This window comes from Nakamurella lactea DSM 19367, assembly GCF_000426645.1.
GTDB classification, from domain to species: Bacteria; Actinomycetota; Actinomycetes; order Mycobacteriales; family Nakamurellaceae; genus Nakamurella; species Nakamurella lactea.
Genome location: NZ_AUFT01000005.1, coordinates 148,128 through 174,560 on the forward strand (window position 1 = coordinate 148,128; position 26,433 = coordinate 174,560).

Here is a 26,433-nt window from a genome sequence, read left to right on the forward strand (position 1 = left end):
TCAGCCACCACCGTTGCTGACGGCGAAGTCCTGCGTCGCACTGCTTCCGGCGGCGACGGTGACCAGCGCGGTGTGCGGCTCGCCGTCGGGTCCGGTCGCGGTCACCGTGTAGGTGCCGGCGGCGAGCCCGCTGATCACGTAGCCGCCGGCCGGGACCACTCCGGCGCTGGCCGCGGAGGTGACCGGCCAGGTTCGGATCCCGTCGGTCGCCACCACCGTGGCGTCGGCGACCGGGGCGCCGCCCGGACCCAGTATCCGGCCGGTGATCCGGCCCATCGAGCTGGTCATGGTGACAGTGAGCGGATCGATCGCCTTCGCACCGTCCAGGGTCACCGGCACGGTCGTGTCCAGGTATCCGGCCAACGTGAAGGTGAGTGTGTAGGAGCCCGGATTCGGCAGCTTGTCGAGGGCGAAGGACCCGACCTCGCCGGACGTCAGGGTGGTCGTCCCTGGGAGGTCGGCGCCGCCGCCGACGGTCACCGTCGCTCCGCCCAGACCGGTGCCGTCTGCAGCGACCAGCCGGCCGCTGACCTGGCCGGTGCCCTTCACCAATTCGACCTTCTGCCCGGTCAGCTTCTGGCCTGGCCCGAGATCGACGACGACGCTGCTCGGCGCGTAGCCCTCGGCGGTCACCGTCAGCACGTAGGTGGCCGGGGTCGGCAGATCACCGATCACGAATTGGCCGGGGGTGCCGGTGGTCGGGGTGCCGGTGGTGACGTCGACCCCCCGGACCGTGGTGCTGACGGTCGCCTGGCCGACGCCGCCAGAGGCGTCGGTGACCGTCCCGGAGATCTCGCCGAGGCCCGAGTTGAGTACCACATTCGGCTGGATCCGGTTGGCCCCGCCGTCCACGGTGACCTGGGCGCTCGACGCCTGATAACCCTTGGTGGTGAACGACAGTTCGTAGGTTGCCGGCGCCGGGAGCTTCTTCAGGGTGTATTTGCCGGCGGCATCGGTCTTCGCCGTCGCCACCGGCTTGCTGGTCGAGGCGGCGCCGATCGGCCGGGCCGACACCACGGTCACCCGCCGTTCAACGGTGTCGCCGGGGTCGACCGTCCCGCTGATGGTGGCCGGCTTTCCGCTCAGCACCATGTCCGTTCCGGTGATCACCGATCCGGTGCCGACCTGTAGTTGCTTCGCCTTACCGGCGGAGGCGGTGCCCGGGAAGTACACCGGGGTGAATCCGTCCGCCGAGAACCGCAGCAGATACGGGCCGGGGAACAGTCCGGAGATCTCGTAACTGCCGTCGGCCTGGGATGCCGCCGAGCTGGCCACCACCAGCTTGCCGGTACTGGTCGGGCGCACCGCCTCCACCAGGATCCGGGCGATGCCAGCGCCGTCGGCCTTGGCGGTGATCGTCCCGCCGATGCCGCCGGCGGTCCCCGGCGGCAGGCTGCCGTCCTTCGGCAGCGCGTCTGCCGGGGCCTCGGCGCGGACCGGACCCGCTGCCGCCGCAGCGGTTCCCGCGCCCCTCCCGGCAGCGGCCGGCGCCGCGGCCGCCGCACCGTCGGACGGGTTCTGCTGGGCGGCCAGCGCCGGCGCCGGAGCGACGAAGTACGACGGGGGTGCGGACTTGGTCAACGGGTCGCCCCCGAAGACCTGTCCGATGCCGAACAGGAAGACCGCCGCCCAGACGGCGATGATGGCCAGCAGGATCAAGGCGGTCATCAGCCCACGGGTCAGCCAGGGCCGCTGCCGCACCGTCAGCGGCCGGCCCGCGGTCAGCGGTTCGGCGTCCGATCCGGTTCCGGAATCGGCGGGCTCGGGCAACGGGTCCAGCGGGGCACCTACCGGAACCGGAAGCCGCGGGGCACGCCCGGGGGCGACGACATGACCGGTTGCGGTGACGTTGATCGGCCGGTCAAGTTCGCTGCCGAGCAGCATCCGCGGAGCACGGGCACTGATCACCACGTCCACCGCGCCGCCGGCCGGGACCGTCGCCGCCGACGGCTCGGTCCGGCAGTCGACGGCCCGTTCCGGATCGGTCGCCTGCAGGGACACGTCAAGGGTCACGTTGCCGCGGTTGTGCACCGTCAGCACGAACCGCGCGGTCCGGTGGGTGCGGACCACCTGCGGCCGGCAGGTCAGTTCCATCGCGGCCGACTGTGGGACCTTGAGGTCCAGGTCGAGGTAGCTGGGCGCGGTATCGCTCTGCCGGGAGCGGACTTCCACCGTTACCGGATGCACGCCGGCCGGGAACTCGTTCGGAACCCCGACCACCAGCGTCATCCGACCGGCGGAGTCGGGGAACAGTGGGAGCACCGCCGGTCGGGTACTGACGTGCCGATCGGGCAGCCCGACGATCCGCGCCGTGACACCGTCGATCACCTGCCCGGTGTTGACCACGTCGAGACCGACCTCGGCGGTGCCGCCGGGCTTGAGGTCGATCAGATCTGTGTCCGCGCTGACCCGCATCGTCAGCCCCGGGACTCGGAGATGGGAACCGACGCCGGCTTGGGCGCGACCATCGCCTCGATCCGCTGGACCGGAGTGGCCAGACCCGCGAACGGCATGCCGTCGACGGCGGTCGTCACGACGAGTTCGAACGACGGTTTCAGGGTCCCGCCGATGGTCGACCAGACGTCCTTCGCCCGGTTGCTCTCCTGCGAGGCGATGGCCAGCTGTACCCGCGAATCGAGCTCGACCGGAAGGTGCTCGACCGGCATCACCTGGATGCCCAACAGGCAGGTGAAGACGTCGCCGATCAATTGGTGCTCGTCGCGGATGCTGCCGGTCCAGGCACTGACCAGATAGTGCAGGTCCAGCATCGGCAGCGGCTGGCGTCGCTGGCGCTGCCCGTCGACGGTGCGTTCGGCAGGCGGACGCGGCTGCTGCGTCGATCGACCGATCCCGAACAGGAACAGGTTGACGGTGATCCGGCTCAGCTGCGCCGACCAGGTTCCGGACGGCGGGTCGAAGGAGACGTCGCCGACCGTGGACGGCAGCGGAAGGGCGGCCCGGACCAGGTTTTCCAGGGCCGAGTCGATCGTCGGGATGATCACTGCGCCCCCGGTTCCGGAATGCTGTGCTGACCTTGGGCCGTCGCCACAGCGCCGCGGCGGCACAACCGCTGCGTCCGCTGTGACATCGCCATCATTACCTCGCAACGCGGCGGGATCGAATGTCGAGGACGGAGATGGAAGACCGTTTCGACCGCTCGGATACTGCGAGAATAGGGCAAAGCGCGCCAATGCGAAATGATCCACTCATTCGGCCCAAAGCGAGCAGATCGTTCGGGTGACGACGTGGCCCGAAAGGGGACCGACGGCGCGAATTCCCGGTCCGCACACGGGTCTTCGGCGCATCCGGCGTAGTCTTCGACGGTGAGCATCTATGCCCTCCCGCTGACGTCCCTGGCCGGCACGCCGACCTCCCTGCTGGACTACCGGGGGCGGAGCCTGCTGCTGGTGAACGTGGCATCGAAGTGTGGACTCACGCCGCAGTATGAGGGGCTGGAAGCACTGCAGAACGCATACCAGGGCAAGGGTCTGACGGTCATCGGATTCCCGTGCAATCAGTTCGGCGGGCAGGAACCGGGCACCGCCGAGGAGATCGCGACCTTCTGCTCGGCAACCTACGGCGTGACCTTCCCGATGATGCAGAAGATCGACGTGAACGGGCCCGACCGGCATCCGCTCTATCGCATCCTGACCGGAACGCCGGACGCCGAGGGCGAGGCCGGGGACGTCCGGTGGAACTTCGAGAAGTTCCTGGTCGACCCATCCGGTGAGGTGGTAGCCCGGTTCCGGCCGGCGACCGAACCCGATGCCCCCGAACTGATCTCGGCGATCGAGGCGTCGCTGGAGCGGATCGACGCAGGCTGAGGCGGCGGCGGCCGATCGGTGTGGGCGCCGGCGTAGGGTTGGTTAGTTAGCACATAGCAACTATCCGTCGCCGTCCGGAGTGTCGTGAGAACGCGTACGCCTTTCCTGTCGAAGGACCACCCGCATGACAAGTGGGTCGCCCTGAGCAACACCACCCTCGGCATGCTGATGGCGACCATCAACGCGTCGATCGTGATCATCTCGCTGCCGGCCATCTTCAACGGGATCGGGCTGAACCCGCTGCAGCCGGGCAACGTGAGCTACCTGCTGTGGATCCTGATGGGCTACATGCTGATCACCGCCGTGCTGGTGGTCAGTTTCGGCCGGCTCGGCGACATCTACGGCCGGGTGAGGATCTACAACCTCGGCTTCGTGGTGTTCACCGTCGGGTCGATCGGATTGTCGCTGGATCCGTTCCGGGCCGGGGCGGGGGCGATGTGGCTGATCGTCTGGCGATTGGTGCAGGGCGTCGGGGGCGCCATGCTGTTCGCCAATTCCACCGCGATCCTCACCGATGCCTTTCCCGCCCACCGGCGGGGGATGGCCCTCGGGGTGAATCAGGTGGCGGCGATCGCCGGTAGCTTCATCGGCCTGATCGTCGGCGGGTTCCTGGCGGTGGTCGACTGGCGGGCGGTGTTCATCGTCAGCGTGCCGATCGGGATCCTGGGGACCGTCTGGTCGTACCGGTCGCTGCACGAGACCGGTACCCGTACCGGGGCGAAGCTGGACTGGCCCGGGAACCTTGCTTTCGCCGTCGGGCTGACGGCGGTGCTCACCGGGATCACCTACGGGATCCAGCCGTACGGCGGGCATTCCACCGGCTGGACCAGTCCGTGGGTGCTGGGTGCCATCGTCGGTGGCGCGCTGGTGCTGGTCCTGTTCGTCGGCATCGAACTGCGTTCCCCGGCACCGATGCTGAACATGGCGCTGTTCCGGATCCGGGCGTTCAGCATGGGCAACCTGGCCGGGCTGCTGGCCGCCGTCGGCCGTGGCGGGCTGCAGTTCATGTTGATCATCTGGCTGCAGGGGATCTGGTTGCCGCTGCACGGTTACGCCTACCAGGACACCCCGCTGTGGGCCGGCATCTACATGTTGCCGATCACCATCGGGTTCCTGATCGCCGGCCCGGTGTCCGGCATGTTGTCGGATCGGTTCGGGGCCCGCGGCTTCGCCAGCGTCGGGCTGCTGATCGTCAGCGGCACCTTCATTGCCTTGCTGCTGCTGCCGGTCGATTTCAGCTATTGGGAGTTCGCCCTGATCACCGGGTTGTCGGGGATCGGCTCCGGCATGTTCGGTGCGCCCAACCGATCGGCGATCATGAACAGCGTGCCGGCCGGCGAGCGAGGAGCGGCCTCCGGGGTGACCGGCACCGTGCAGAACGCGGGTTCGTCGCTGTCCATCGGTGTCTTCTTCTCGCTCTTGATCGTCGGCCTGGCCAGCGCACTGCCGGACGCGTTGCGCACCGGGCTGACGGACCATGGGATCTCCGCCGCCACCGCGGACCAGGTGGCCGGGCTGCCGCCGGTCGGCAGCCTGTTTGCCACCTTCCTGGGCTACAACCCGATGCAGAGCCTGCTCGGGCCGACCGGAGCGCTCGGCACCGTGTCGCCGGCGGACGCGGCGACGCTGACCGGCCAGGAGTTCTTCCCGCAGTTGGTGTCCGGGCCGTTCCACCACGGTCTGGTGGTGGTGTTCTCGGTGGCGGCGGCGATGTCACTGATCGGCGCCATCGCCTCGCTGAGTCGCGGCGGCCGGTATGTGCACGATGACACCCCGCACGATGACACCCGGCACGATGACACCCGGCACGATGGCACCCGGCGCGATGACACCACGGTGGTCCTGCCGAACACCGTCAGCGGCGGAGGCGTCGGGTGAGCGAGGTGCTTCCGCCGCCCGAGGACGTCGCCGGACGGCTGGCCAGAGCGGTCGGACAGATCGCCAGGCGGATTCGCCCGAGCAGCGGCGAGCTGTCGATGGGTCACTTCTCCACCCTGGCCAGTATCGAACGGCGGACCGGCTGCCGGCCGAGCGATCTGGCCAGGGTGGAGCGGGTTTCGCCGCCGACGATGACCAGGATCCTGGCCACCTTGGAGAGCCGCGGACTGATCGTCCGTCGGCCGAGCTCCGGCGATGCCAGGGCGCTGTCGGTGGAGCTGACCGGGCAGGGCCGGGCGGTCGTCCGGCAGACCCGCAGGGACCGGACCGCCACAGTGCGGGAACTGCTCGCGCGGTTGGATCCCGATCAACGCCGGCGGCTGACCGACGCGCTGGAGGCGCTGGAGCAAGTGGCCGCCGCGGCCGCCGCGCCGGCCACCGAACAACGGCCCGGACCGGCGAATGCGGACGGCACCGGGAAAGATGACGCGAATGGCCGAACACCGCAGTGACCAGTGGTACGCCGGGACCGACCGGAACGCCTACATCCACCGGGCCTGGATGCGGCGCGGGCTGCCGTCCCATGCGTTCGACGGCCGGCCGCACATCGCGATCGCCAACACCGCCTCGGATCTGACGCCGTGCAACATGCACCTCGACGAGGTGGCCCGGAGTGTCAAGCAGGGGGTGTACGAGGCGGGTGGGATACCGTTGAACCTGCCGGTGGTCTCGTTGGGCGAAACCCTGGTCCGGCCGACAGCGATGCTCTGGCGCAACCTGGCCTCGATGGCAACGGAGGAGATGTTGCGGGCCAACCCGATCGACGGTGTCGTCCTGCTCGGCGGCTGCGACAAGACCATCCCGGCCTTGCTGATGGCGGCCGCCTCGGTCGACCTGCCGGCGGTGGTGATTCCCGGTGGCCCGATGCTGACCGGCACCTTCCGAGGGCAGCCGCTGGGTTGCGGCACGGATGTCTGGCGGCTGTCCGAGGAAGTACGCGGGGGCGGATTGTCCGAGCAGGACTTCCTGAAGTCCGAATCGTCGATGATCCGCAGCAAGGGGCACTGCAACACCATGGGCACCGCGTCGACGATGGCGTTGATGGCCGAGTCGCTGGGGATGGTGCTGCCCGGCCTGGCCGGCACGCCGGCGGCCGACAGCCGGCTGCTGGAGCACTCACACGAGACCGGCCGGCTGATCGTCGAGATGGTCGAGAACGATCGCCGGCCGAGCTCCGTGCTCACCAGGGCGTCGTTCCTGAACGCGATCGTCACGCTTGCCGCGGTGGGCGGTTCGACCAACGCGGTGGTGCACCTGCTGGCCATCGCCGGCCGGCTCGGGGTGGATCTGACCCAGGACGATTTCGACCGGACCGGGTCCGCCGTCCCGCTGTTGGTCGATCTGCAGCCGGCCGGTCGCTGGCTGATGGAGGACTTCCACCGGGCCGGCGGGCTGCTCGCGGTGCTGGCGGAGGTCAGGGACCTGCTCGACCCGCAGGCGTTGACGGTCACCGGACGCCCGCTCGTCGACTACCTGGACGAGGCCCGGATCTGGGATCGCGAGGTCATCAGTGCCCGGGCCGACCCGGTCCAGCCGGCCGCCGGAATTGCTGTGCTGCACGGCAATCTCGCCCCGTCCGGCGCGGTGATCAAGCCGGCCGCGGCGTCCGAACACCTGCTCCGGCACCGGGGCCCCGCCGTGGTCTTCGACTCGATCGAGGACCTGCACGCCAGGATCGACGACCCAGAACTGGTGGTGGACGCCGACTCGGTGCTGATTCTGCGCGGCTGTGGACCAAGGGGGTACCCCGGGATGCCGGAGGTGGCGAACATGCCGCTGCCGGCCAAGCTGCTGCAGCAGGGGGTGCGCGACATGGTGCGGATCTGCGACGGGCGGATGAGCGGTACCGCCTACGGCACCGTGGTGTTGCACGTCGCGCCGGAGGCGGCGGCCGGCGGTCCGCTGGCGCTGGTTCGCACCGGCGACATGATCGTCCTGGACGTACCGCAGCGGCGGCTGGACATCGACATCGACGACGACGAGCTGGCCCGGCGGACACCGTCAGCGACCGCGGCCGCCCGGTATGCCGAACCGCTGCGCGGTTGGGAACGGTTGTACGTCAGCACTGTCGGGCAGGCCGACACCGGCGCCGACCTGGATTTCCTGGTCGGCTCGACCGGCCATCAGGTGTCGCGGGAATCGCACTGACCGCTTCGACCAGCGAACTGACGGCCGGGAGCTGACGGCCGGGATCGTCGCCGGCCCGGTCGGATCGGGCAGGCGGATCCGACCAACGGAGCAGACTCGACGGCATGAACACGCCGACGTTGGTGTCCGCCGCGATCACCCCGGTGGCACTGTTCGGCGGCGCCGAGGTCGCGGTGTCCCGTCAGCCGGCCGGATACAGCTCGGTGCACAACAGCATCAGCGCGATGGCGGCCACCGGAGCCAACGACCGGTGGATCATGACGGCCGCCCTGGCGGTCGTCGGAACCGGTTACCTGCTGACGGCCGTCGGGCTGGCCGAGGCGCGCACCGTCAGCCGCGTGCTCCTGGGTCTCGGCGGCCTGGCGACGATCGTGGTCGCGGCGCTACCGCAACCGAACCCCGGGCATGTGCCGATGGCCGGCCTCGCGTTCGTGGCACTGGCGATCTGGCCGGCCGTTTCGGGCGTCCCGTCCTGGGTCGGCGGACTGCTGGCGACCGCGGTGCTGACCATCCTGTTGGCCTGGTTCGGTGTGCAGTTGGCCGGCGGGTGGCTCGGGCTCACCGAACGGCTGTTGGCCGGCGCCCAGGCATTGTGGCCGTTGGCCGTCGCCATCGTGCTCATCCGGCGGGATCGGCGCGGCCGTACCGGTCGGACGCTGCACCCGGGTGAACCGCGAGCGGTGAGCTAGAACGTCGTCGGTGCCCCCGGTGAGACTCGAACTCACACTGGACGGGTTTTGAATCCGTTGCCTCTGCCAATTGGGCTACGGGGGCCAGCCGCCCCCAGAAGGGCCGCGGTGATCATCGTACCGGGCAGCCGGAGTGCTCCGGGCCGGGCCCGGCAGCGTCATTCTTGCCACATCGCCAGACGCGGCGAATCACCCGGAACGACCCGTCCCGGCGTTTAGTCTGAAGCCTCGCCGTAGATCGAACACCCGAGTCGGGTCTGGGAAAGAGGTGTCGCCGATGACTGCAGCCAAGCGGGTGCTGATCGCCGAGGACGAGGCATTGATCCGCCTTGATCTCAAAGAGATGCTGGCCGACGAGGGCTTCGAAGTGGTCGGCGAGGCCGCCGACGGCGTGCAGGCCGTTGCGCTCGCGAAGGAGCTCAAGCCCGACCTGGTCATCATGGACGTCAAGATGCCCAACATGGACGGCATCGACGCGGCCGCCGAGATCGTCGCCGACCAGATCGCCCCGGTGGTGATGCTGACCGCGTTCTCCCAACGGGAGCTGATCGATCGGGCCAAGGACGCCGGCGCGATGGCCTACCTGGTGAAGCCGTTCTCGCAGACCGACCTGGTGCCGGCCATCGAGTTGGCGGTCGCACGGCATCAGGAGCTGGTGACCCTGCGTGCCGAGTTCGCCGATGTCACCGAGCGTCTCGAGGCACGCAAGGTGATCGACCGGGCAAAGGGGCTGCTGATGACGGCGCAGAAGATGAGCGAGCCGGAGGCCTTCCGCTGGATCCAGCGCACGGCAATGGACCGGCGGACGTCCATGCAGGCCGTGGCACAGGCGGTAGTGGACGGTTTGTCCAAGAAGTCCTGATCGGCTTTCGGGTGTCGGCCTTCGCAGTCTGGTCGCTATTTGGTCACGTGTCGTAGTGGCCTCTTCGAAAATGACCCTCCAGTGAGTTAAGTTCCGCGGGTCGGCGTCGCCGACAGCCCCGGAACACCGGGGCCGGACTCATCGGAGGTGGCTCGTGCATCGTCTCTCGATGCGAGGCGCTCTCGTCGTGGTGGCTGTGGCCACCCTGGCGTTGGCTGCCTGTGGAAGCAAGAACAACACGGACACGACAGCGGGCGGGGGATCGGGGACAACGGCGGCGGGCAGCGAGACGTCCGGCGCGGGTGGCGAGTCGTCGGCTCCCGGCACCGAGTCGTCGGCCACGTCCGGCACGGGTGATGCCGGCGGGCTGAAGATCGTCCCGCAGCTGCAGATCGACAAGACCGGCAAGGAGGTACCGGCCGCCGCGGCCGCCGACGCCGCCGATCCGGCAGGTGACGGCAAGGCCAAGTGCTCCGGCATCAGCCTGGCGATGGCCGGTGCGCTCACCGGACCGAATGCCGCGCTGGGCATCAACATCCTGAACGGCGCCAAGGTGGCGCTGGACAAGCACAACAAGGCCAATGCCGACTGCCAGGTCGAGATGAAGCCGTTCGACACCGAAGGTGATCCGCAGAAGGCGACCCAGGTGGCGCCGCAGATCGTCAACGAAAAGTCGGTGATCGGCCTGCTCGGGCCGGCGTTCTCCGGCGAGACCAAGGCGACCGGTGGCACCTTCAACCAGGCCGGCCTGCTGGCGCTGACCGCCTCGGCCACCAACCCCGATCTGGCCAAGAACGGCTGGAAGACCTTCTTCCGCGGCCTGGCGAACGATGCGACCCAGGGTCCGGCCGTCGCCAAGTACATGGCGGAAACGCTCAAGTACAAGAAGGTCTGCGTGGTCCAGGACAACTCCGACTACGGCGTCGGCCTGGCCAAGGAGATCACCACCGGGCTCGGATCGGTGGCGGACTCGTCCTGCGCGGCCAAGGTGAAGACCGGTGACAAGGACTTCTCCGCGACCGTCAGCCTGATCACCGGCGCATCGCCGGACGCGGTCTTCTACTCGGGCTACTACGCCGAGGCGGCGCCGTTCGTCGCCCAGTTGCGCGATGGCGGCTTCACCGGAACCTTCGTCTCTGCCGATGGCACCAACGATCCGCAGTTCGTCGCCCAGGCCGGCGCGGCATCCAAGGACGCGATCCTGTCCTGCCCGTGCGGTCCGGCTCCGGAAGCGTTCGCCAAGGAGTACCAGACCCTTAATAACGCCGAACCCGGCGTGTACTCCGTCGAGGGTTACGACCTGACCACCATCATGTTGAAGGCGATCGATTCCGGTGTGAAGGACCGCGCCGGGATGATCGACTTCGTCAAGAACTACAGCGGTCAGGGCCTGGCACGTGAATACAAGTGGGACGCCACGGGTGAACTCGCCGCGGCGCTGATCTGGATCTACAAGGTCCAGTAACGCACCTGCACCAGGTGTGACGGTCGGGGGCGCCGCCTTCACGGGGCGCCCCCGACCGCCGCCCGTTCGAGGCGAATGTACGGGCAGTTCCGGCGCGAAGGAGAACGATGACCGGCCCATGGGCAGCGAGTGTCTTTGCACTCGCGGACAGCGACATCAACTTCAACATCAGCGCGTTGGGCCACAGTTTCTGGCAGTTGACCATCGACGGCCTCGCGTACGGCGCGATCTATGCCTTGGTCGCGGTCGGCTACACCTTGGTCTACGGCGTGCTCCGGCTGATCAACTTCGCGCACTCCGAGGTCTTCATGCTCGGCATGTTCGGCCAGTACGCGGCGCTGATGATACTGGGGTTCTCGCCCAGCGGCAATGCGTATGCCGAGGGTGCGGTGATGACCATCGTTTTCCTCGGCATCGCCATGATCGTCGGGATGGCGGTATCCGGTGGGGTCGCCGTCGGGCTCGAGCGGGTCGCGTACCGACCGCTGCGCAAACGCAACGCCCCGTCGCTGGTCTTCCTGATCACCGCTATCGGCGCGTCGTTCGTGCTGCAGGAGTTCGTCCACTTCATCCTGCCCAAGCTCACCGGAGGCAAGCTGGGCGGCGTCAACGCCCAGCAGCCGATCCGGCTGGTGGAGTCGAAGCAGCAGTTCACCATCTTCGGCGGCTCGGTCACCAACATCACCCTGATCATCGTCATCTCGGCGCTGATCCTGGCGTTCGCCGCCGACGTGTTCATCAATCGCACCAAGTTCGGTCGTGGCATCCGGGCAGTCGCCCAGGACCCGACCACCGCGACGCTGATGGGCGTATCGCGGGAGAAGGTCATCATGCTGACCTTCCTGATCGGCGGCGTGCTGGCCGGCGCCGCTGCACTGCTGTACACGCTGCGGATCCCGAACGGCATCATCTACTCCGGCGGCTTCATCCTCGGCATCAAGGCGTTCTGCGCCGCGGTGCTCGGCGGTATCGGCAACCTGCGTGGCGCACTGCTCGGCGGGCTGCTGCTCGGCGTTCTGGAGAACTACGGGCAGATCGTCTTCGGGTCCGGGTGGCGTGACGTGGTTTCGTTCGTCGTGCTGATCCTGGTGCTGATGGTCCGGCCCACCGGCATTCTCGGTGAGACCCTGGGGAGGGCACGGGCATGAGCACCTCGACGAGTGCCACCAGCGCGGCGGCGGCCAAGTCGCCGGGACCGGTCGGTGTCGGCGATCGGCTGCGGCTGTGGTGGAACCAACTGTCCCGCCCGGCCCAGTGGGGCGTGGGGCTGCCGATCATCCTGCTGATCGCCGCCATGCCGGTGATCCGGCCACCGCTGCTCACCACCCCGGACACCGATTTCGGCGCGGTGATGGCGCAGTTCGGCATGTATGCCCTGCTGGCCATCGGGCTGAACGTCGTGGTCGGTTCGGCCGGCCTGCTCGACCTCGGGTACGTCGGCTTCTACGCCGTCGGTGCCTACACGGTCGGATTGCTGACCAGCCCGGACAGCCCGTGGAACAAGACCGGCGCGGACGGCTTCCTGTCCGACAAATGGGCCTGGCTCGCGGTGCTGCCGGTGGCCGTGGCAGTGACGGCGATCTCCGGGCTGATCCTCGGCTCGCCGACCCTGCGATTGCGTGGGGACTACCTGGCCATCGTCACCCTCGGTTTCGGTGAGATCGTCCGGTTGCTGGCCGACAACCTGGAGAACACCACCGGCGGCGGACAGGGCCTGTCCGGCATCGCCTACCCGCGGGTCGGCGTCACCGAGGCGAATCCGTTCGGCATCTTCTCCATCGGCAACACGGCTGAGCCGTTCAACTCCGGCCTGTGGTGGTTCTGGCTGTCGATCGTGCTGATCATCGTCGTGCTGATGTTCGTCGGGAACCTGGAGCGCTCCAGGGTCGGCCGGGCCTGGGTGGCCATCAGGGAGGACGAGGACGCCGCCGAGATCATGGGCGTGCCGACCTTCAAATTCAAGCTGTGGGCATTCGTCATCGGTGCCTCGATCGGTGGACTGTCCGGTGCCCTGTATGCCGGTCAGGTGCAGTTCGTGGTGCCGACCAACTTCAACGTCATCAACTCGGTGCTGTTCCTGTGTGCTGTAGTGCTCGGCGGCCAGGGCAACAAGCTCGGGGTGATCCTCGGCGCCTTCATCATCGTGTACCTGCCCAACCGGTTCCTGGGTATCGGCGATTACAAGTACCTGATCTTCGGCCTGGCGCTGATGATCATGATGGTGTTCCGGCCGCAGGGTCTGATTCCGGTGCGGCAGAAGCTGTTGGCGTACGGGCGCAAGATCTGGCAGGCAGCCGGCCGACGATCACGGGAGGAGCAATCGTGAGTGAGCTGGCGAACGAACCATCGGCGCTGAACGAGGGCGGCCCCCGAGTGACGAGAGGGGTGCCGTCGTGAGTGAGCGCGACAGGCCCGACCACGAGAATCCGGAGTTCGGCCAGGTCGAGCGCTCGGAATGGGACAGCGAGGAGGCCGGCACCGGCCGGTACGAGGCGCAGCAGGCGAGCGATGCCGACGAGGCGGTGGTCGAACTCGGCGAGTTCCCGCCCATCTCCGAACTCGAATCGGTCGACCTGTCCGACGTCGATCCCGCGCTGGGCGATCCCAAACTGGTAGCCGAAATGGTTGCTGCGCAACGGGAGACGCATGTCGAGGTCGGCGAAGCGTTGATGCAGATGCGCGACGTCACGATGAAGTTCGGCGGGCTTGTCGCCCTCGACTCGGTGACCTTCGACATCCGTCGCGGCGAGATCCTCGGGCTGATCGGCCCGAACGGCGCCGGCAAGACCACCTGCTTCAATGCGATGACCGGCGTCTACCGACCGACGTCCGGGTCGGTGGCCTTCGACGGCGTACCGCTCGGTCGGCTCAAGCGGAACCAGATCACCCGGCGCGGGATCGCCAGAACCTTTCAGAACATCAGGCTGTTCGGCGAGATGACGGCGCTGGAGAACGTCGCCGTCGGGACCGACGCCCGGCACCGGACCTCCGTGCCGGGGGCGCTGTTCCGGGTTCCCCGGCACTGGCGGGAGGAGCAGGACGCGCTGGAACGCGGGATGGCGCTGCTGGAGTTCGTCGGTATCGGACAGCGAGCCACCGAGAAGGCCCGGAACCTGCCCTACGGCGACCAGCGGCGGTTGGAGATCGCCCGCGCGCTGGCCACCGAGCCGAAGCTGCTCTGCCTGGACGAGCCGGCAGCTGGGTTCAACCCCAGCGAGAAGTCGGCGTTGATGGACCTGATCCGCAAGATCCGCGACGACGGCTACACCGTCCTGCTGATCGAACACGACATGCGGCTGGTGATGGGTGTGACGGACCGGATCGTGGTGCTGGAGTTCGGCAAGAAGATCGCCGAGGGCCTGCCCGTCGACATCCGCAACAATCCCGCCGTGATCGCCGCCTACCTGGGAGTGCCGGACGATGCCACTGCTTGAGATCACCGACATGGTCGTGGGTTACGGCCGCATCGAGGCCCTGCACGGCATCTCGCTGACGGTGGAGGCGGGGGAGCTGGTGACGTTGATCGGCGCGAACGGCGCCGGCAAGACCACCACCATGCGGGCCGTCTCCGGGATCCGTCCGCTGACCCGCGGCACCATCAAGTTTGATGGCCAGGACATCACCAAGATGAAGGCGCACCTGCGCGTGCTGGAGGGCATCGTGCAGGCCCCGGAAGGCCGCGGTGTCTTCCCCGGGATGACGGTGCAGGAGAACCTCGACATGGGGTGCTACACCCGCAAGTTCGCCACCAAGGCTGAGTACCAGGCGACCCTGGACCACGTCTTCGAGTTGTTCCCGCGGTTGGCGGAGCGGCGCAGCCAGGTCGGCGGCACGATGTCCGGCGGCGAGCAGCAGATGGTGGCGATCGGCCGGGCCCTGATGGCCAGGCCGAAGCTGCTGCTGCTGGACGAGCCGTCGATGGGTTTGGCCCCGATGATCATCCAACAGATCTTCCGGATCGTCTCCGAGATCAACGCCGAGGGCACCACCATCTTGTTGGTGGAACAGAATGCGCAGCAGGCACTCTCACGCTCGCACCGGGCCTACATCCTGGAGACCGGCGAGGTGATCAAGACCGGCGGTGGCAAGGAGCTGCTGGCCGACCCGTCGGTCAAGGAGGCCTACCTCGGCGTCGCCTGACCGCCAGGTTGCACGCCCTGTTGCGCGTCTCGGTGCGCCCACCCCCCAGTGTTGATCATGGGCCCCTGCACGGCATATCGGACACCTGATCGGCGTGTTGCGGGCTGGGCGCCATGATCATCAGTGGAGTTGCGAGCCGGGCACCATGATCATCGGTGTCGTTCGTCACTCCGCGGACAATGGTGCACCACGGTCACCGCGGAGTGAGCTCTCCGTCCCAGCCCGCTGCTCTGAGCGCGCGTTCGACCTTCACCAGGAACTGCTGATGTTCGGTGTAGATGTCGCGGGCTGTCGGATAGAACATCGTCCAACGTTCGTCGGTGAGCCCGTTGTGACGGCGGCGGTCGCTGGCCATTCTCCCGTCCCCGGTGTGGAACTCCTCGCTCTCGTAGTCCAGCCCGAGTCGGTAGCGCCCCCAGCCCAGATCGAGGTACCTGTTGCCGCTCCGTGTGGCGACGAGGATCTGAGTTTCCGGCTCCGGTAGTCCGTACTCGAGGATGCGCGTCCGCGTTCTGGATTCCATGGCAGAGCCACTGTCGTGTGCCATGAAGCCGTGCCAGCGGCGAACCTGCAGCACCCCGCGCCGACGCCCGGCCAGCGACAATGATCGCGAGACCTCCTCTGCGGTCACACCTTTCGCGGCCGCGGCGTCGAGCTGAGCGAGCACGTCGAGGCCGGTGACAGCGCGCGCACCGTCGACGGCCGCGTCCACCCGATCGATCACCCGGAAGTCCGGCCACTCCAGAATCGGCGAGCGCGGCGGGGCCTGGTGGACGACAACCCCCTGAGGCGCCGCCAGCGATCGGCCCGCCGCGGTGGTCACGTGCAGCTTGTTGTCGGTGACCACCCCGAACCCGTAGTAGTCGGCAGCGCTGAGTCCACAGAGGATCAGCGGCTCGGCGATCTGCGCCTGGGCGCGGGTGAATCGCGCCATCAGGTCGTGATCCGGATCGGGAAGCTGGAGCCAACCGCGTCCGAGCGAGGTCAAATGGCCCTGCCCGACCCATTTCGAGATCCGTTCCCAGCGGTAGCCCTGCCGTAGTTGGGCCATCCGGATTACGCCGCCCTGACGGCGTGCGAGCTGCAACATTGCTGGGTCCATCCGCCGAGCGTGGTGTGCATTCGGCCGCATCAGACAATCTCGGCGTAATTCAGTGGACAACCGGTCGTGGGTGGACAACCCCGCAACGGTGATGATCATGGCGCGCAGCCCGCGACGCGCCGCTGCGATACCCGTTTTGCCGGGCAGTCGCCCATGATCAACACGGGGTGGGAGGGGAGCCCGCCGGCTAGCGGGTGGCGGCTAGCCGGCGCAGGGGTCCGGGACGCTGCAGTCCGGCGCGTGATCCGGGGGAGTGGACGCGACGATCCGCTGGAGCAACTCGCGGAACTGCCGGGCCTCCGCGGCGGTCAGTTCGCCCAGCACCTCGCGTTCGACGTGTTGGAGGCGCCGGGTCGCCGCGTCGAAAGCCTTGCGGCCGTTGGCTGTCAGCAGGATCTGTCGGGCCCGGCGGTCGACCGGGTCCGGCCGGCGGACCACCAGGTCTGCCTTCTCCAGATCGTCGACCAGGTAGGTCATCACGGTGCGATCGAGGCCGAGCCTTTCGGCGATCTGGGCCTGGCTCTCGCAGCCACCGGCGGCCGAGATGGCCAACACCTGGAACCCGCGCGGGCCGCCGGGAAGCTCGGCGACCGCCTGGGTGGCGCCGGAATGGTAGCGACGCATCAGTGCGCCGAGGGCCAGCCCGAAGTCGACGGATGCCCGCGTCTGTGGGGTGCTGGTCCCGGCCATCGGCCCAGTGTATCCGCGGTCGCCTGTGGCGACGGTCACGTTGTCAGATGTTCTGTAGCCAATATGATCGGTAGCGCAGATCATCGACCAGCAGGGTTGGGATCGTGATGACGGGAGCGCCATGTCCGGCAGCAACAGCAGCACCATCTTCCGACTGGACGCCAGCATCCGGATCGAGGGCTCGGTGACCAGGGCGGTGGCCGACACGCTGCAGGCCACCATCAGCGCTGAGCTGGGGAACCCGGCGGTGGTCCGCCGCGATGTCGGTAGCGTGCCGCTCGGCGGTGCGGTCTGGGCCGACGCCGCACTGTCCCGGCTGCTGCCGGCCGAACAGCGAACGGGCGAGCAGCGGTCCGCGATCGAGCTGGCCGGCGAGCTCGCCGACGAACTGGCTTCCGCAGACACGCTGGTCTTCGCCGTGCCGATGTACAACTTCGGCGTCTCGCAGCATTTCAAGACCTGGTACGACATCGTCTCCACCGACCCGCGGCTCGCTCCCGGTGCCGACGACATTGCCGGCCGGCCCGCTTTTCTGGTGACAGCCAGGGGCGGCGGCTACGGTCCCGGCACCCCGCGCGAGGGTTGGGACCACGCGACCGCCTGGATGCAGCGGGTGCTGGTCGATGTCTGGGGACTCGATCTCGAGACGATCGAGACCGAGCTGACGCTGGCAGAGGTGACGCCACAGATGGCGGAGTTGCGTGATCTGGCCAAGCAGCAGCTCGCCGCTTCGCACGACACTGCGCGGGTCGTCGGGCGATCGGTGACCCATCGCCTGTTGACCGCGTCCTGACCGCGCTTCGCTTGTCCCGTTGTTACCACCGGCCGGCCAGCCACAGCGCCGTGGTCGCCGCCAGCAGCGTCGACGGGACGGTCAGCAGGCCGAGCCGGGTGAAGGTGGCCAGACTGGCAGAGTGCTCGTTGCGCACCAGGATCCGGCGCCACAATAGGGTGGCCAGTGATCCGGTGTAGGTGAGGTTCGGGCCGATGTTCACCCCGATCAGAATCGCCAGGATCGCCGTCGGTGCCGCGGGCCCGGCGGCGGTGATGGCGCCGAGCAGCAGCAGGGTCGCCGGCAGGTTGTTCAGCAGATTGGCCAGTAGCGCTGCGATCCCGGCCAGTGTCAGCAGGGTGAGCCAGCTGTCGCCGGCCGGCAGTGCGGTCGAGATCGCCTGCTGCAGGCCGTGTCCGGTGACGCCGTCGACCACCACGCCGAGGGCGCCGACGAACAGGATGAACAGCGGGTTCGCCGCCATCAGGATCGCGCCCGGGGCTCGCTGGCCACGCACCATCGCCCGGACCGCCATCGCCGCGGCGCCGGCCGAGGCGACCACCCATGGCTGCACGGCGAACACCGGCGCGACCACGAACCCGGCCAGCACCAGTCCGATCAGTACCAGCGAGGTCAGCGGCGGCCGCACGGCGGCGCCGCGCACGACCTCGACCCGACCGCGCAGGTCGCCGGCGAAATAGCCACGGAAGACCAGGTACTCGACCGCCAGAGCGGCCAGCCATGGCAACGTCATCAGAGCGGCGAAGTGCAGGAACGTCAGCCCGGATGCGTGGAATGCCAACAGGTTCGTCAGGTTCGAGATCGGTAGCAGTACCGACGCGGTGTTCGCCAGGTGCGCCGTCGCGTACAGATGCGGGGACGGCCGCACCGTCAGCCTGCGCACCGTTGCGAACACCACCGGCGTCAACAGCACCACGGTGGCATCCAGGGACAGTACGGCCGTAGTGACCCCGGCGACGCCGAAAACCAACAGCAGCAATCGTTGCGCCGAGCCGCCGCTGCGGTGCGCCATCAGGTCGCCGATCCAGCGGAACACCCCGTCGGCGGCGGCCAGCTGCGAGATCACCAGGATCGCTGCCAGGAACCCCAGGGTCGGGCCAAGTTCGGCGATCGTCCGCCAGGCCCGGGTCGGGGTGACGATGCCCAGCGCCAACAGCAGGCCGGCGGCCGGTACTGCCGCGACCGCCTCCGGCAGGTGCCGCGGGCGGATGACGGCGAACGCCAGCACCGCCATCAATGCCACGACGCCGATCGTGGTGGCCGCCGCAGCGGACACCCGTCAGCCGCCGCGGACCAGGCAGGACAGCCGAGCGGTGCAGACCCGGGCGCCGTCCTCCCGGGAGATGACGATGTCGAACGTCATCATCGTCCGGCCGACGTGCACCGGTGTGGAGACGCCCGTTACCGATCCGGCGGTCATCGATCGGTGATGGGTGCAGCTCAGTTCGACACCGACGGCGACCCGGCCGGGGCCGGCCAGCAGCGCGGCGTGGAAGGAGCCGAGCGCCTCGGCCAGCACCCCGTTCGCCCCGCCGTGCAACAGCCCGAAAGGCTGACGATTGCCGACCACTGGCATGCTGGCCGCCACCCGGTCGGGGCCGAACTCCTCGATCCGGATTCCCATCATGGCGTTCAGCTCGCCGCCCACCCGGTTGGCCGCGGCCAGTACCGCCACCCGGTCGCCGCCGTCGGCGACGGCGGCAATTGCGGCGAACAACTCCCGCATTCCGGTCTCGATCTGCTCCGGCGGGTAGAAGGCGGGCAGCGGGCCGGGGCGCGCGGTCGGCTGGGTCGGGTCGGGCTGGTCGGTCATCGCTGCGGCTCCTTGGTCACCGGGACGTGAGGGCTGTCGGAGTCTGAATCTAGACTCGGGCACGTGAACGAGCTTGCGAGTGAACCGTCGGCACCGAACGATGTCGACCCGCGAGGGACGAGCGGGGAGACACGGTGACGGCGACGACCAGCGGGACCACGGCGGCAACGACCGAGGTGGCGGCGCCGGCCACCCCTGCAGGGGAACGGCCGACCCTGCTTCTGCTGGACGGCCATTCGCTGGCCTATCGGGCGTTCTACGCGCTGCCCGTGGAGAACTTCTCCACCACCACCGGGCAGCCGACCAACGCGGTGTACGGCTTCACCTCGATGCTGATCAACCTGTTGCGGGACGAGCGGCCGACCCACGTCGCGGTGGCCTTCGACCTGTCCCGGCAGACCTGGCGGAGTGAGGAGTTCGCTGCCTACAAGGCCAACCGATCCAGTTCACCGGAAGACTTCCGGGGCCAGGTCGAGCTGATCAAGCAGGTGCTGGAGGCCATGCGGATCCCGGCGCTGTCGGCGGAGAACTTCGAGGCCGACGATGTGATCGCCACCCTCACCGTTCGGGCCACCGGCGAAGGGATGGCCGTCCGGATCTGTACCGGCGACCGCGACGCGCTGCAGCTGGTCTCCGACCAGGTCACCGTGCTCTACCCCAAGCGCGGGGTCTCCGAGCTCACCAGGTTCACTCCCGACGAGGTCGAGTCCAAATACGGGCTGACGCCGATCCAGTACCCCGACTTCGCCGCCCTGCGCGGCGATCCGTCGGACAACCTGCCCGGCATCCCGGGGGTGGGGGAGAAGACGGCGGCCAAGTGGATCCGCGAGTTCGGCTCGCTCACCGCCCTGGTCGACCGGGTCGACGAGGTCCCCGGCAAGACCGGGAACGCGTTGCGGGACAACCTGTCCAACGTGCTGCAGAATCGCCGGCTGACCGAACTGGTGCGGGACGTGCCGGTGGAGGCGGATCCGGCGAACGACCTGCAGGCGGTCCCGTACGACCGGGAGGCCGTGCACTCGATCTTCGACAACCTGCAGTTCCGGGTGCTCCGGGAGCGGCTGTTGGAGATCTTCGAACAGGCCGACGAGACCAGCGTCGAGGGCGGCTTCGACGTGAAGGGCGGCCGGTTGGAGCCGGGCGGCGTGCGGGCCTGGCTGGATGAGCACGGCGGCACCGGCCGGCTCGGCCTGGTGGTGCGCGGCGCGTTCGGCGCCGGCGCCGGCGACGTGCACACACTGTCTTTCGCCGCGCCCGACGGCGCGGCCGCCGTGGTCGACGTGTCGGCCATCGACCCGGACGACGACGCGGCGATCGGCGCCTTCCTGGCCGACGTGGCCCGGCCGAAGGTCGGCCACGACCTGAAGCCGGCGATCAATGCCCTGGTCGCCAGGGGCTGGCCGGTCGACGGCATCGCCTGCGACACCGCGCTGGCCGCCTACCTGGTGCTACCCGGCCAGCGCTCATTCGACCTCGGCGACCTGGTGCAGCGCTACCTGCACCGCACATTGCAGACCGAAGACGCGGCCGCGGGTGGCCAGCTCTCGCTGTTGGACGACGGCGTCGACGACACCGCGCTGATGGTCGAGGCCAGGGCAGTGCTGGATCTGGCCGAGGTACTGGCGGCGCAGCTGTCGGCCGGCGGTCAGCTCGATCTGCTCAACGACATCGAACTGCCGGTGATGACGGTGCTCGGGCAGATGGAGCGCACCGGCATCGCCGTCGACGTCGACTACCTCGATGAGTTGCACAGCACCTTCTCCGCGGCCGCGACCGAGGCCGCGCAGGCGGCCTACGGGGTGATCGGCAAGGAGGTGAACCTCGGCTCGCCCAAGCAGTTGCAGGTGATCCTGTTCGACGAACTCGACATGCCGAAGACCAAACGCACGAAGACCGGATACACCACCGACGCGGACGCGCTCACCGCCCTGTACGAGAAGACCGAACACCCGTTCCTGCAGCACCTGCTGCGGCACCGGGACGTCACCAAGCTGAAGACCACGGTCGAGGGGCTGCAGAAGTCCGTCGGCGACGACGCCCGGATCCACACCACCTACCTGCAGAACATCGCGGCCACCGGCCGGCTGTCCTCCACCGACCCGAATCTGCAGAACATTCCGGTGCGGACGGCGGAGGGTCGGCAGATTCGCAAGGCCTTCATCGCAGGACCGGGATTCGACGAGCTGCTGACGGCGGACTACTCGCAGATCGAGATGCGGATCATGGCGCACCTGTCCCACGACGCCGGGCTGATCGAGGCGTTCCGGTCGGGTGAGGACCTGCACACCTTCGTCGCCATGCGGGCGTTCGGGGTGCCGCAGGAGGAGGTCACGCCGGAGATGCGCCGGCGGATCAAGGCGATGAGCTACGGGCTGGCGTACGGGCTGTCGGCGTTCGGCCTGTCCGGCCAGCTGAAGATCAGCGTCGAAGAGGCCAAGGAGCAGATGGATGCCTACTTCGACCGGTTCGGCGGAGTGCGCGACTTCCTCCGGGCCACCGTCGACCAGGCCAGGATGGACGGCTACACCGAGACGCTGCTGGGCCGCCGGCGATACCTGCCGGATCTGACCAGCGACGTCCGTCAGCGGCGTGAGCTGGCTGAGCGGGTGGCGCTGAACTCGCCGATCCAGGGATCGGCTGCCGACATCATCAAGGTCGCGATGGTCAGCGTGCAGCGCCGCCTCGAGACGGAAAAGCTCAGGTCACGGCTGCTGCTGCAGGTGCACGACGAACTGGTCTGCGAGGTCGCCGAGGGCGAGGCGGAGGCGGTGACCGCCGTGGTGCGCGAGGAGATGGCCGGCGCGTACCGGCTGGACGTGCCGATGGACGTCTCGGTCGGGCTCGGCGCCAATTGGGACGCCGCAGCGCACTAACTAACGACCGTCGTGGGTGGCCACACACCCCAGAGGACAAGGAAGCCAGGATGTTGCTGCCGAAGCCGATCGCCGAGGGTGTCCGGGACGGCCGGATCACTCTCGCTTTCCGTCGCTGGGAGGCACCCAGGGTCAAGATCGGCTCCACCCAGTTGACGGCGGCCGGCATTGTCGGGTTCGACGCCGTCGACGAGATCGTCGATCTGGCAACGCTTTCCGACACCGACGCGCTGGCGGCCGGGCTGCCGGACGCGGAGACCCTGCGGAAGCGGTTGGCGCCGGGTGCCCCGGCCCGGAGTGGCCCCCGGAGCAGCAAGGGCGGCGACCGGGTCTATCGGGTTCGGATGCGTTACCTGGGGGAGGACCCGCGGCTGACGCTGCGGGAACAAGTCCCCGATGGCGCCGACCTTGCCGAGCTGACCGCAGCGGTGGCCAAGTTGGACGCCGGCAAGAAGACCGGACCGTGGACCCGCCCGATCCTGGAATGGATCGCGGCCAATCCCGGCGTCGTGTCCAAGGAACTGGCCGCGCTGCTGGACCGCGACCTGCTGCCGATGAAGGCCGACATCCGCAAACTCAAGGCCCTGGGTCTGACGATCAGCCTCGAGGTCGGATACCGGTTGTCTCCACGTGGCGCCGCCTACCTCGCGTCCCTGGGCTGACGCCTGGGCTCAGCGATGCGTCGTCTGCCCGGCCTGGTCGGCGTCGCCACGGGACAGCCAGCCGCGCCGCGCCGCCTTGGCCACCGCCTGTAGTTGCGAGCTGGTACCCAGCTTGCTGAGCAGGCTGCGGACATGGCTGCGAACGGTCGCCTCGGAGACCACCCAGTCGTCGGCGATCTCCCGGACGCTGCGGCCATCGCTCAACGCTTGCAGGGTTTCTCGCTCCCGCTCGGTGAGTCGGCGAAACGGCACCAGCTCGCGATCCCGGTCGGCCTGCAGCCTTTGTCCTTCCGCCCGCGCGTCAGCCAGTTCCCGCCGGAAGGTGGCATGCTGCACCGGGTCCAGCGGGCCCTCGGCCGTCATCGCACGGCCGGCCGCGTCGACCAGGGCGTCGAAACCGTCCGCCTTCGGCACGTAACCGAGCGCGCCGAGCCCCAGCGTCTCGGCGATCTGCAGCCGATCCTGGACCCCGGTGACCATCAGCACCCGGATACCGGCCGCGACCAGCGGAGCGATCAACGGGGTACTGCTGCCGGCCCCGCCGAGGTCGAGATCCAGCAACACCAGCTCAGGACCGATCTGAAGGATCCGGGCCAGGGTGGATTCGACCGGGTCGGCGGTACCGGGGCCGGCACCGCCGGCCGGGACCCCGACCGGGGCGACGACGACCGCATCGAAACCGTCGCGCCGCAAGGCCTCTCGGACGGTCTCCGCCAGCAATTGGTGGTCGTCGACGATCACGATGGACGGCATCAGCCCACCCCGCGGAGCGGCCGGATCGCCGCGGCGGTCGTCTGTTGCGACAGCTGCTGGGGGATCGGCACGCCGGCGGCGGCCGCGCCCGTTGTTCCGGTGGCCAGCGCCGGCGCCTGCGGCTGGGCCGCCGGGAGCGTGATGGTGACCGTGGTTCCGCCGTCCGGGCCGCCGTCCAGTCGCAGGGTTCCTCCCTGGACGTGCATGGCCGCCTCGGCGGTGTACAGGCCGATGCCGGATCCCTCGCCGGCAGCGTCCTGGCCACGGACACCGCGCAGCAGCACGCGCTGCCGGTCGGCCGCCGCGATGCCCGGTCCGTCGTCCTCGATGGTCAGCTCGACGGTGTCGCCGCTGCGCCGGGACCGGATGAGGATCGGGCTACCTGCGGCATGCGTTCGGGCGTTGGACATGACGTTCGCCACCGCCGTTGCGAAGGCCGGCGCGCGCCCGACCACCGCGGTGGAGCGCAGGTCCGTGGAGATCTCGGCGCCGGCGATCCGGTGGGCGAGGATCAACGGCTCCAACACGTCGGCGATGTCGAAGTCGGTGAGCGTGGTCTGCTGCTGCGGATCGAGGACTGCGCCGAGCCGGTGCAGTTCGGCGGTCATCATCCGGTGCAGCTGCGCCGGGTCGATGCCGCTGGACGGATCCGGTCGGCTGAGCAGTCGGGACGCGCCGAGCACACTGACCACTGCGGTCCGGGCATCATGCAGACGCTCGCGTTGATGCCGTTCGATCGACATCAGATCGGTTCGCACCAGTTCCAGATCGCCGGTCAGCCGCAGGGTCTTGGTGCCGTTGGCGGACAACAGCTCCCACAGGGTGGTGGTCGCGGAGGCCAGCAGCAACAGTGCTGCGATGGCTTGGGAGCCGGCGGCCAGGGTCCAGGACTGCAGCCCGAAAAGGCCGGTGGCGCGCAGCATCTCGCTGACGGCCAGGACCGCGAAACCAATTCCGGCCCACTGCTGGGTGACCCGGCCCTGCTGCCGACCCTGCCACAGATGGTGACCGGCAAGTACGGCCCATAGGCCGGTGACCACCCACTCGGCCCCGCGGGCGAAGTCGTACATCGTCTCGGCGGGCAGCCAGCTGGTCGTGCGGTAGGCCAGCACCAGCGCCAACGTCAGCGAGATCGCGATCAACATCACCAACGTCCGCAGCGGCCGCAATCCACCCTGGATCGGGGCCGAGAAGGCGCCGAACAGCAGGGCGAGGATGCCGACGATGATCAACAATTGGCGGCCGGGGACCATGGCGAACGGGTTGCTCGCCGAGCCGAGGATGCCCAGGACCGACACGAACGACAGCGCGACACCGATCACGATCAGACCAATCGCGTGCCAGGCCGGTTCGGCGACCCCGCTCAGCCGCCAGGCGGCCAACCGGAGACCCCCGGCGGCAAGCAACAGTGCGGCGGCCAGCGACCGGGCCAGCACCTTGAGCTGACTGCCGGCGCCGGCCGGATCGAACCGCCCGGCGAACAGCAATACGCTCCAGACGACCAGCCCGAGCAGTGAGGTCACCAGCAGCACCAGCGAAATCCGGCGGTGCTCGCTCGGTGGAACCTGCGCCCGCCGGTCCGGCCCCCGGTACGGCGCCTGCCTGCCGGTTCTCGCGCCGTCCCACGATCTTTCGTTCGGCACCCCTTGCCCCACTTCCATCACACCCGACCGACCACCACACCCGACCGACCATCAGTCCCGACGACCGTCAATCACGACGACCGTCAATCCCGACGACCGTCAACCCGACCGACCAGCACATCATCGGTGCCGGGTCCGACAGTGCCCGTCCGATCGGATCCGGTCGCCCGGCAGGTCGCACGGGCCGAAATACCGACCCGAACTGTTCGCCGGCGGGATCGCCCCGTCGATCCTGGAAACCGGCTGAAACGGATTCGGTTGTTTGGTGCTTGCTCGTTCATCTGAGTCTGGGACCGACGGTTACGAATTGTCCATCACGCTGGGCCGAATGCCCGGGAATCCACCTGAATGGACCAGCGAAAGGGTTGGGGTCCGGTAGTCGGCCGCCGGATCGGCGGCAGTGGGGGATGCAGCCACTGCGGGAACTGCCTTTGGCGCAATTCTGGCCGCGTTGGTCGACGGACCAGCCGGAGCGAACAACGCGCTCGTTGTCGGCGCCGGTGGAAAGAACAAGCCCCACAACAGGTACGCCGCGATCGCGGCGACCAGCAGTGCGGCCAGCCCGGTCGGCTGCTGCAGGAAGACGACGACATAGCCCAGCCGCGGAATCGAGGTGGCGACGCTGCCGACGACCAGGCCCGGCCGGATCGTCCAGGAATCCGCCGTTCGGTTCGCGTCGCCCTTGGTGTGGATCGATCCGTTTGCTGTCACCTCGGTGACCCGATGCGTCACCAGGGCGTTCGGGTCCGCGGAGTACCGGAAGGTGATCACCTCGCCGACCTGGTAGCTCCGAGCCGCCGGCCGGTCGATCACCAGATCACCGGGCCGGTAGGTCGGAGCCATCGATCCGGTGTGCACCACATACGGCCGGTAGCCGGCCTGCCAGAAGGCAAGGCCGGCTACCAACACCCCCAGGAAACCGAGAATGACGAAGGTCCAGGTGACGCGTCGGCCCCTGCGCTTGCGGTGCACCCGGACTCCTTTCCTGTCAGGCCGGGCGGTGGGGCGGAATCGGGGCCGCACCCACCGTCCGGTAGC

The 26,433-nt window shown here is 68.6% G+C and carries 23 protein-coding genes and 1 tRNA gene; 14 read left to right on the forward strand and 10 right to left on the reverse strand.

Going from position 1 to position 26,433, the window contains the following annotated elements; all coding sequences use genetic code 11:
* Both K340_RS0103955 and K340_RS27325 read right to left on the reverse strand, forming a co-directional pair.
* Positions 1-2,415 carry a carboxypeptidase-like regulatory domain-containing protein gene (locus K340_RS0103955; protein ID WP_029135756.1) on the reverse strand — a complete coding sequence of 805 codons (2,415 nt, stop codon included), beginning with the start codon at positions 2,413-2,415 and terminating at the stop codon, positions 1-3.
* 2 nt (positions 2,416-2,417) lie between these two features.
* Entirely contained in the window at positions 2,418-3,002 is a 585-nt protein-coding gene (locus tag K340_RS27325) for a DUF4255 domain-containing protein (protein ID WP_051265018.1), read from the reverse strand.
* 321 nt (positions 3,003-3,323) lie between these two features.
* Here K340_RS27325 and K340_RS0103965 point away from each other — a divergent pair, with 321 nt between their 5' ends.
* The 5 genes from K340_RS0103965 to K340_RS27340 all read left to right on the forward strand — a co-directional run bounded on the left by K340_RS0103965 (position 3,324) and on the right by K340_RS27340 (position 8,599).
* Positions 3,324-3,824 carry a glutathione peroxidase gene (locus K340_RS0103965; RefSeq protein WP_029135757.1) on the forward strand — a complete coding sequence of 167 codons (501 nt, stop codon included), beginning with the start codon at positions 3,324-3,326 and terminating at the stop codon, positions 3,822-3,824.
* A 162-nt stretch (positions 3,825-3,986) separates the two neighbouring features.
* Positions 3,987-5,702, forward strand: coding sequence for an MFS transporter (locus K340_RS27330; RefSeq protein ID WP_084614076.1), 1,716 nt, complete (start codon positions 3,987-3,989; stop codon positions 5,700-5,702).
* Positions 5,699-6,214, forward strand: coding sequence for a MarR family winged helix-turn-helix transcriptional regulator (locus K340_RS27335; protein WP_051265020.1), 516 nt, complete (start codon positions 5,699-5,701; stop codon positions 6,212-6,214). The genes K340_RS27330 and K340_RS27335 overlap by 4 nt, the downstream gene beginning before the upstream one ends.
* On the forward strand, positions 6,195-7,910 hold the full coding sequence (locus tag K340_RS0103980; protein WP_029135758.1) for an IlvD/Edd family dehydratase: 1,716 nt from the start codon (positions 6,195-6,197) through the stop codon (positions 7,908-7,910). Before K340_RS27335 ends, K340_RS0103980 begins: the two co-directional genes overlap by 20 nt.
* 104 nt (positions 7,911-8,014) lie before the next feature.
* Positions 8,015-8,599, forward strand: a complete 585-nt coding sequence (locus K340_RS27340) for a DUF998 domain-containing protein (RefSeq protein WP_051265022.1) — start codon at positions 8,015-8,017, stop codon at positions 8,597-8,599.
* 11 nt (positions 8,600-8,610) lie between these two features.
* Here K340_RS27340 and K340_RS0103990 read toward each other — a convergent pair.
* A tRNA-Leu gene (locus K340_RS0103990) sits at positions 8,611-8,684 on the reverse strand.
* Positions 8,685-8,876: 192 nt separating this feature from the next.
* Here K340_RS0103990 and K340_RS0103995 point away from each other — a divergent pair.
* From K340_RS0103995 to K340_RS0104020, 6 genes are all read left to right on the forward strand, one after another.
* Positions 8,877-9,461, forward strand: coding sequence for an ANTAR domain-containing response regulator (locus tag K340_RS0103995; RefSeq protein WP_037362641.1), 585 nt, complete (start codon positions 8,877-8,879; stop codon positions 9,459-9,461).
* Positions 9,462-9,630: 169 nt separating this feature from the next.
* A complete protein-coding gene (locus K340_RS0104000) occupies positions 9,631-10,926 on the forward strand; it encodes a branched-chain amino acid ABC transporter substrate-binding protein (protein WP_084614020.1) in 1,296 nt (431 codons plus the stop codon).
* Between the two features lie 107 nt (positions 10,927-11,033).
* Entirely contained in the window at positions 11,034-12,074 is a 1,041-nt protein-coding gene (locus tag K340_RS0104005; protein WP_029135761.1) for a branched-chain amino acid ABC transporter permease, read from the forward strand.
* The gene (locus K340_RS0104010; protein WP_029135762.1) at positions 12,071-13,252 is read left to right on the forward strand and encodes a branched-chain amino acid ABC transporter permease; all 1,182 of its coding nucleotides are present in this window, start codon (positions 12,071-12,073) and stop codon (positions 13,250-13,252) included. The genes K340_RS0104005 and K340_RS0104010 overlap by 4 nt, the downstream gene beginning before the upstream one ends.
* Positions 13,253-13,448: 196 nt before the next feature.
* Positions 13,449-14,360 (forward strand): ABC transporter ATP-binding protein, encoded by a 912-nt coding sequence (locus K340_RS27345; protein ID WP_051265179.1) that lies wholly within the window; start codon positions 13,449-13,451, stop codon positions 14,358-14,360.
* Positions 14,347-15,066 carry an ABC transporter ATP-binding protein gene (locus K340_RS0104020; RefSeq protein ID WP_029135763.1) on the forward strand — a complete coding sequence of 240 codons (720 nt, stop codon included), beginning with the start codon at positions 14,347-14,349 and terminating at the stop codon, positions 15,064-15,066. Before K340_RS27345 ends, K340_RS0104020 begins: the two co-directional genes overlap by 14 nt.
* Before the next feature lie 193 nt (positions 15,067-15,259).
* On the opposite strand, the gene K340_RS0104025 is transcribed toward K340_RS0104020, so the two are convergent.
* Positions 15,260-16,156 carry a hypothetical protein gene (locus tag K340_RS0104025; protein WP_154674064.1) on the reverse strand — a complete coding sequence of 299 codons (897 nt, stop codon included), beginning with the start codon at positions 16,154-16,156 and terminating at the stop codon, positions 15,260-15,262.
* Between the two features lie 213 nt (positions 16,157-16,369).
* Positions 16,370-16,858 carry a MarR family winged helix-turn-helix transcriptional regulator gene (locus tag K340_RS27350; RefSeq protein ID WP_161632049.1) on the reverse strand — a complete coding sequence of 163 codons (489 nt, stop codon included), beginning with the start codon at positions 16,856-16,858 and terminating at the stop codon, positions 16,370-16,372.
* 121 nt (positions 16,859-16,979) lie between these two features.
* Between K340_RS27350 and K340_RS0104035 the strand changes: the two genes are divergently transcribed.
* Positions 16,980-17,651, forward strand: a complete 672-nt coding sequence (locus tag K340_RS0104035) for an FMN-dependent NADH-azoreductase (RefSeq protein WP_029135765.1) — start codon at positions 16,980-16,982, stop codon at positions 17,649-17,651.
* A 22-nt stretch (positions 17,652-17,673) separates the two neighbouring features.
* Here the strand turns inward: K340_RS0104035 and K340_RS0104040 are convergent, their stop codons facing one another.
* Both K340_RS0104040 and K340_RS0104045 read right to left on the reverse strand, forming a co-directional pair.
* On the reverse strand, positions 17,674-18,885 hold the full coding sequence (locus K340_RS0104040; protein WP_051265182.1) for an SLC13 family permease: 1,212 nt from the start codon (positions 18,883-18,885) through the stop codon (positions 17,674-17,676).
* Positions 18,886-18,930: 45 nt separating this feature from the next.
* Complete coding sequence (locus K340_RS0104045) at positions 18,931-19,377, reverse strand: hotdog fold thioesterase (RefSeq protein WP_051265185.1); 447 nt, start codon at positions 19,375-19,377, stop codon at positions 18,931-18,933.
* A gap of 221 nt (positions 19,378-19,598) precedes the next feature.
* Between K340_RS0104045 and polA the strand changes: the two genes are divergently transcribed.
* Positions 19,599-22,337, forward strand: a complete 2,739-nt coding sequence (gene polA / locus K340_RS0104050; protein ID WP_084614022.1) for a DNA polymerase I — start codon at positions 19,599-19,601, stop codon at positions 22,335-22,337.
* Positions 22,338-22,387: 50 nt separating this feature from the next.
* Entirely contained in the window at positions 22,388-22,999 is a 612-nt protein-coding gene (locus tag K340_RS0104055; protein WP_029135769.1) for a hypothetical protein, read from the forward strand.
* 9 nt (positions 23,000-23,008) lie between these two features.
* Here the strand turns inward: K340_RS0104055 and K340_RS33820 are convergent, their stop codons facing one another.
* From K340_RS33820 to K340_RS33825, 3 genes are all read right to left on the reverse strand, one after another.
* The gene (locus K340_RS33820) at positions 23,009-23,752 is read right to left on the reverse strand and encodes a helix-turn-helix transcriptional regulator (protein ID WP_051265024.1); all 744 of its coding nucleotides are present in this window, start codon (positions 23,750-23,752) and stop codon (positions 23,009-23,011) included.
* Positions 23,752-25,395 (reverse strand): sensor histidine kinase, encoded by a 1,644-nt coding sequence (locus K340_RS0104065; RefSeq protein ID WP_029135770.1) that lies wholly within the window; start codon positions 25,393-25,395, stop codon positions 23,752-23,754. Before K340_RS0104065 ends, K340_RS33820 begins: the two co-directional genes overlap by 1 nt.
* Before the next feature lie 300 nt (positions 25,396-25,695).
* Positions 25,696-26,367 (reverse strand): signal peptidase I, encoded by a 672-nt coding sequence (locus tag K340_RS33825; protein ID WP_051265026.1) that lies wholly within the window; start codon positions 26,365-26,367, stop codon positions 25,696-25,698.
* Between the last annotated feature and the right edge of the window lie 66 nt (positions 26,368-26,433).

Bases quoted from the DNA above. Each gene is read 5' to 3' on its own strand.
- K340_RS0103955 (WP_029135756.1), bottom strand. From the start codon at position 2,415: ATGCGGGTCAGCGCGGACACAGATCTGATCGACCTCAAGCCCGGCGGC.
- K340_RS27330 (WP_084614076.1), top strand. From the start codon at position 3,987: ATGCTGATGGCGACCATCAACGCGTCGATCGTGATCATCTCGCTGCCG.
- K340_RS0103980 (WP_029135758.1), top strand. From the start codon at position 6,195: ATGGCCGAACACCGCAGTGACCAGTGGTACGCCGGGACCGACCGGAAC.
- K340_RS27340 (WP_051265022.1), top strand. From the start codon at position 8,015: ATGAACACGCCGACGTTGGTGTCCGCCGCGATCACCCCGGTGGCACTG.
- K340_RS0103995 (WP_037362641.1), top strand. From the start codon at position 8,877: ATGACTGCAGCCAAGCGGGTGCTGATCGCCGAGGACGAGGCATTGATC.
- K340_RS0104000 (WP_084614020.1), top strand. From the start codon at position 9,631: ATGCGAGGCGCTCTCGTCGTGGTGGCTGTGGCCACCCTGGCGTTGGCT.
- K340_RS0104005 (WP_029135761.1), top strand. From the start codon at position 11,034: ATGACCGGCCCATGGGCAGCGAGTGTCTTTGCACTCGCGGACAGCGAC.
- K340_RS0104010 (WP_029135762.1), top strand. From the start codon at position 12,071: ATGAGCACCTCGACGAGTGCCACCAGCGCGGCGGCGGCCAAGTCGCCG.
- K340_RS0104020 (WP_029135763.1), top strand. From the start codon at position 14,347: ATGCCACTGCTTGAGATCACCGACATGGTCGTGGGTTACGGCCGCATC.
- K340_RS0104025 (WP_154674064.1), bottom strand. From the start codon at position 16,156: ATGTTGCAGCTCGCACGCCGTCAGGGCGGCGTAATCCGGATGGCCCAA.
- K340_RS27350 (WP_161632049.1), bottom strand. From the start codon at position 16,858: ATGGCCGGGACCAGCACCCCACAGACGCGGGCATCCGTCGACTTCGGG.
- K340_RS0104035 (WP_029135765.1), top strand. From the start codon at position 16,980: ATGTCCGGCAGCAACAGCAGCACCATCTTCCGACTGGACGCCAGCATC.
- K340_RS0104040 (WP_051265182.1), bottom strand. From the start codon at position 18,885: ATGGCGGTGCTGGCGTTCGCCGTCATCCGCCCGCGGCACCTGCCGGAG.
- K340_RS0104045 (WP_051265185.1), bottom strand. From the start codon at position 19,377: ATGCGGGAGTTGTTCGCCGCAATTGCCGCCGTCGCCGACGGCGGCGAC.
- K340_RS0104055 (WP_029135769.1), top strand. From the start codon at position 22,388: ATGTTGCTGCCGAAGCCGATCGCCGAGGGTGTCCGGGACGGCCGGATC.
- K340_RS33820 (WP_051265024.1), bottom strand. From the start codon at position 23,752: ATGCCGTCCATCGTGATCGTCGACGACCACCAATTGCTGGCGGAGACC.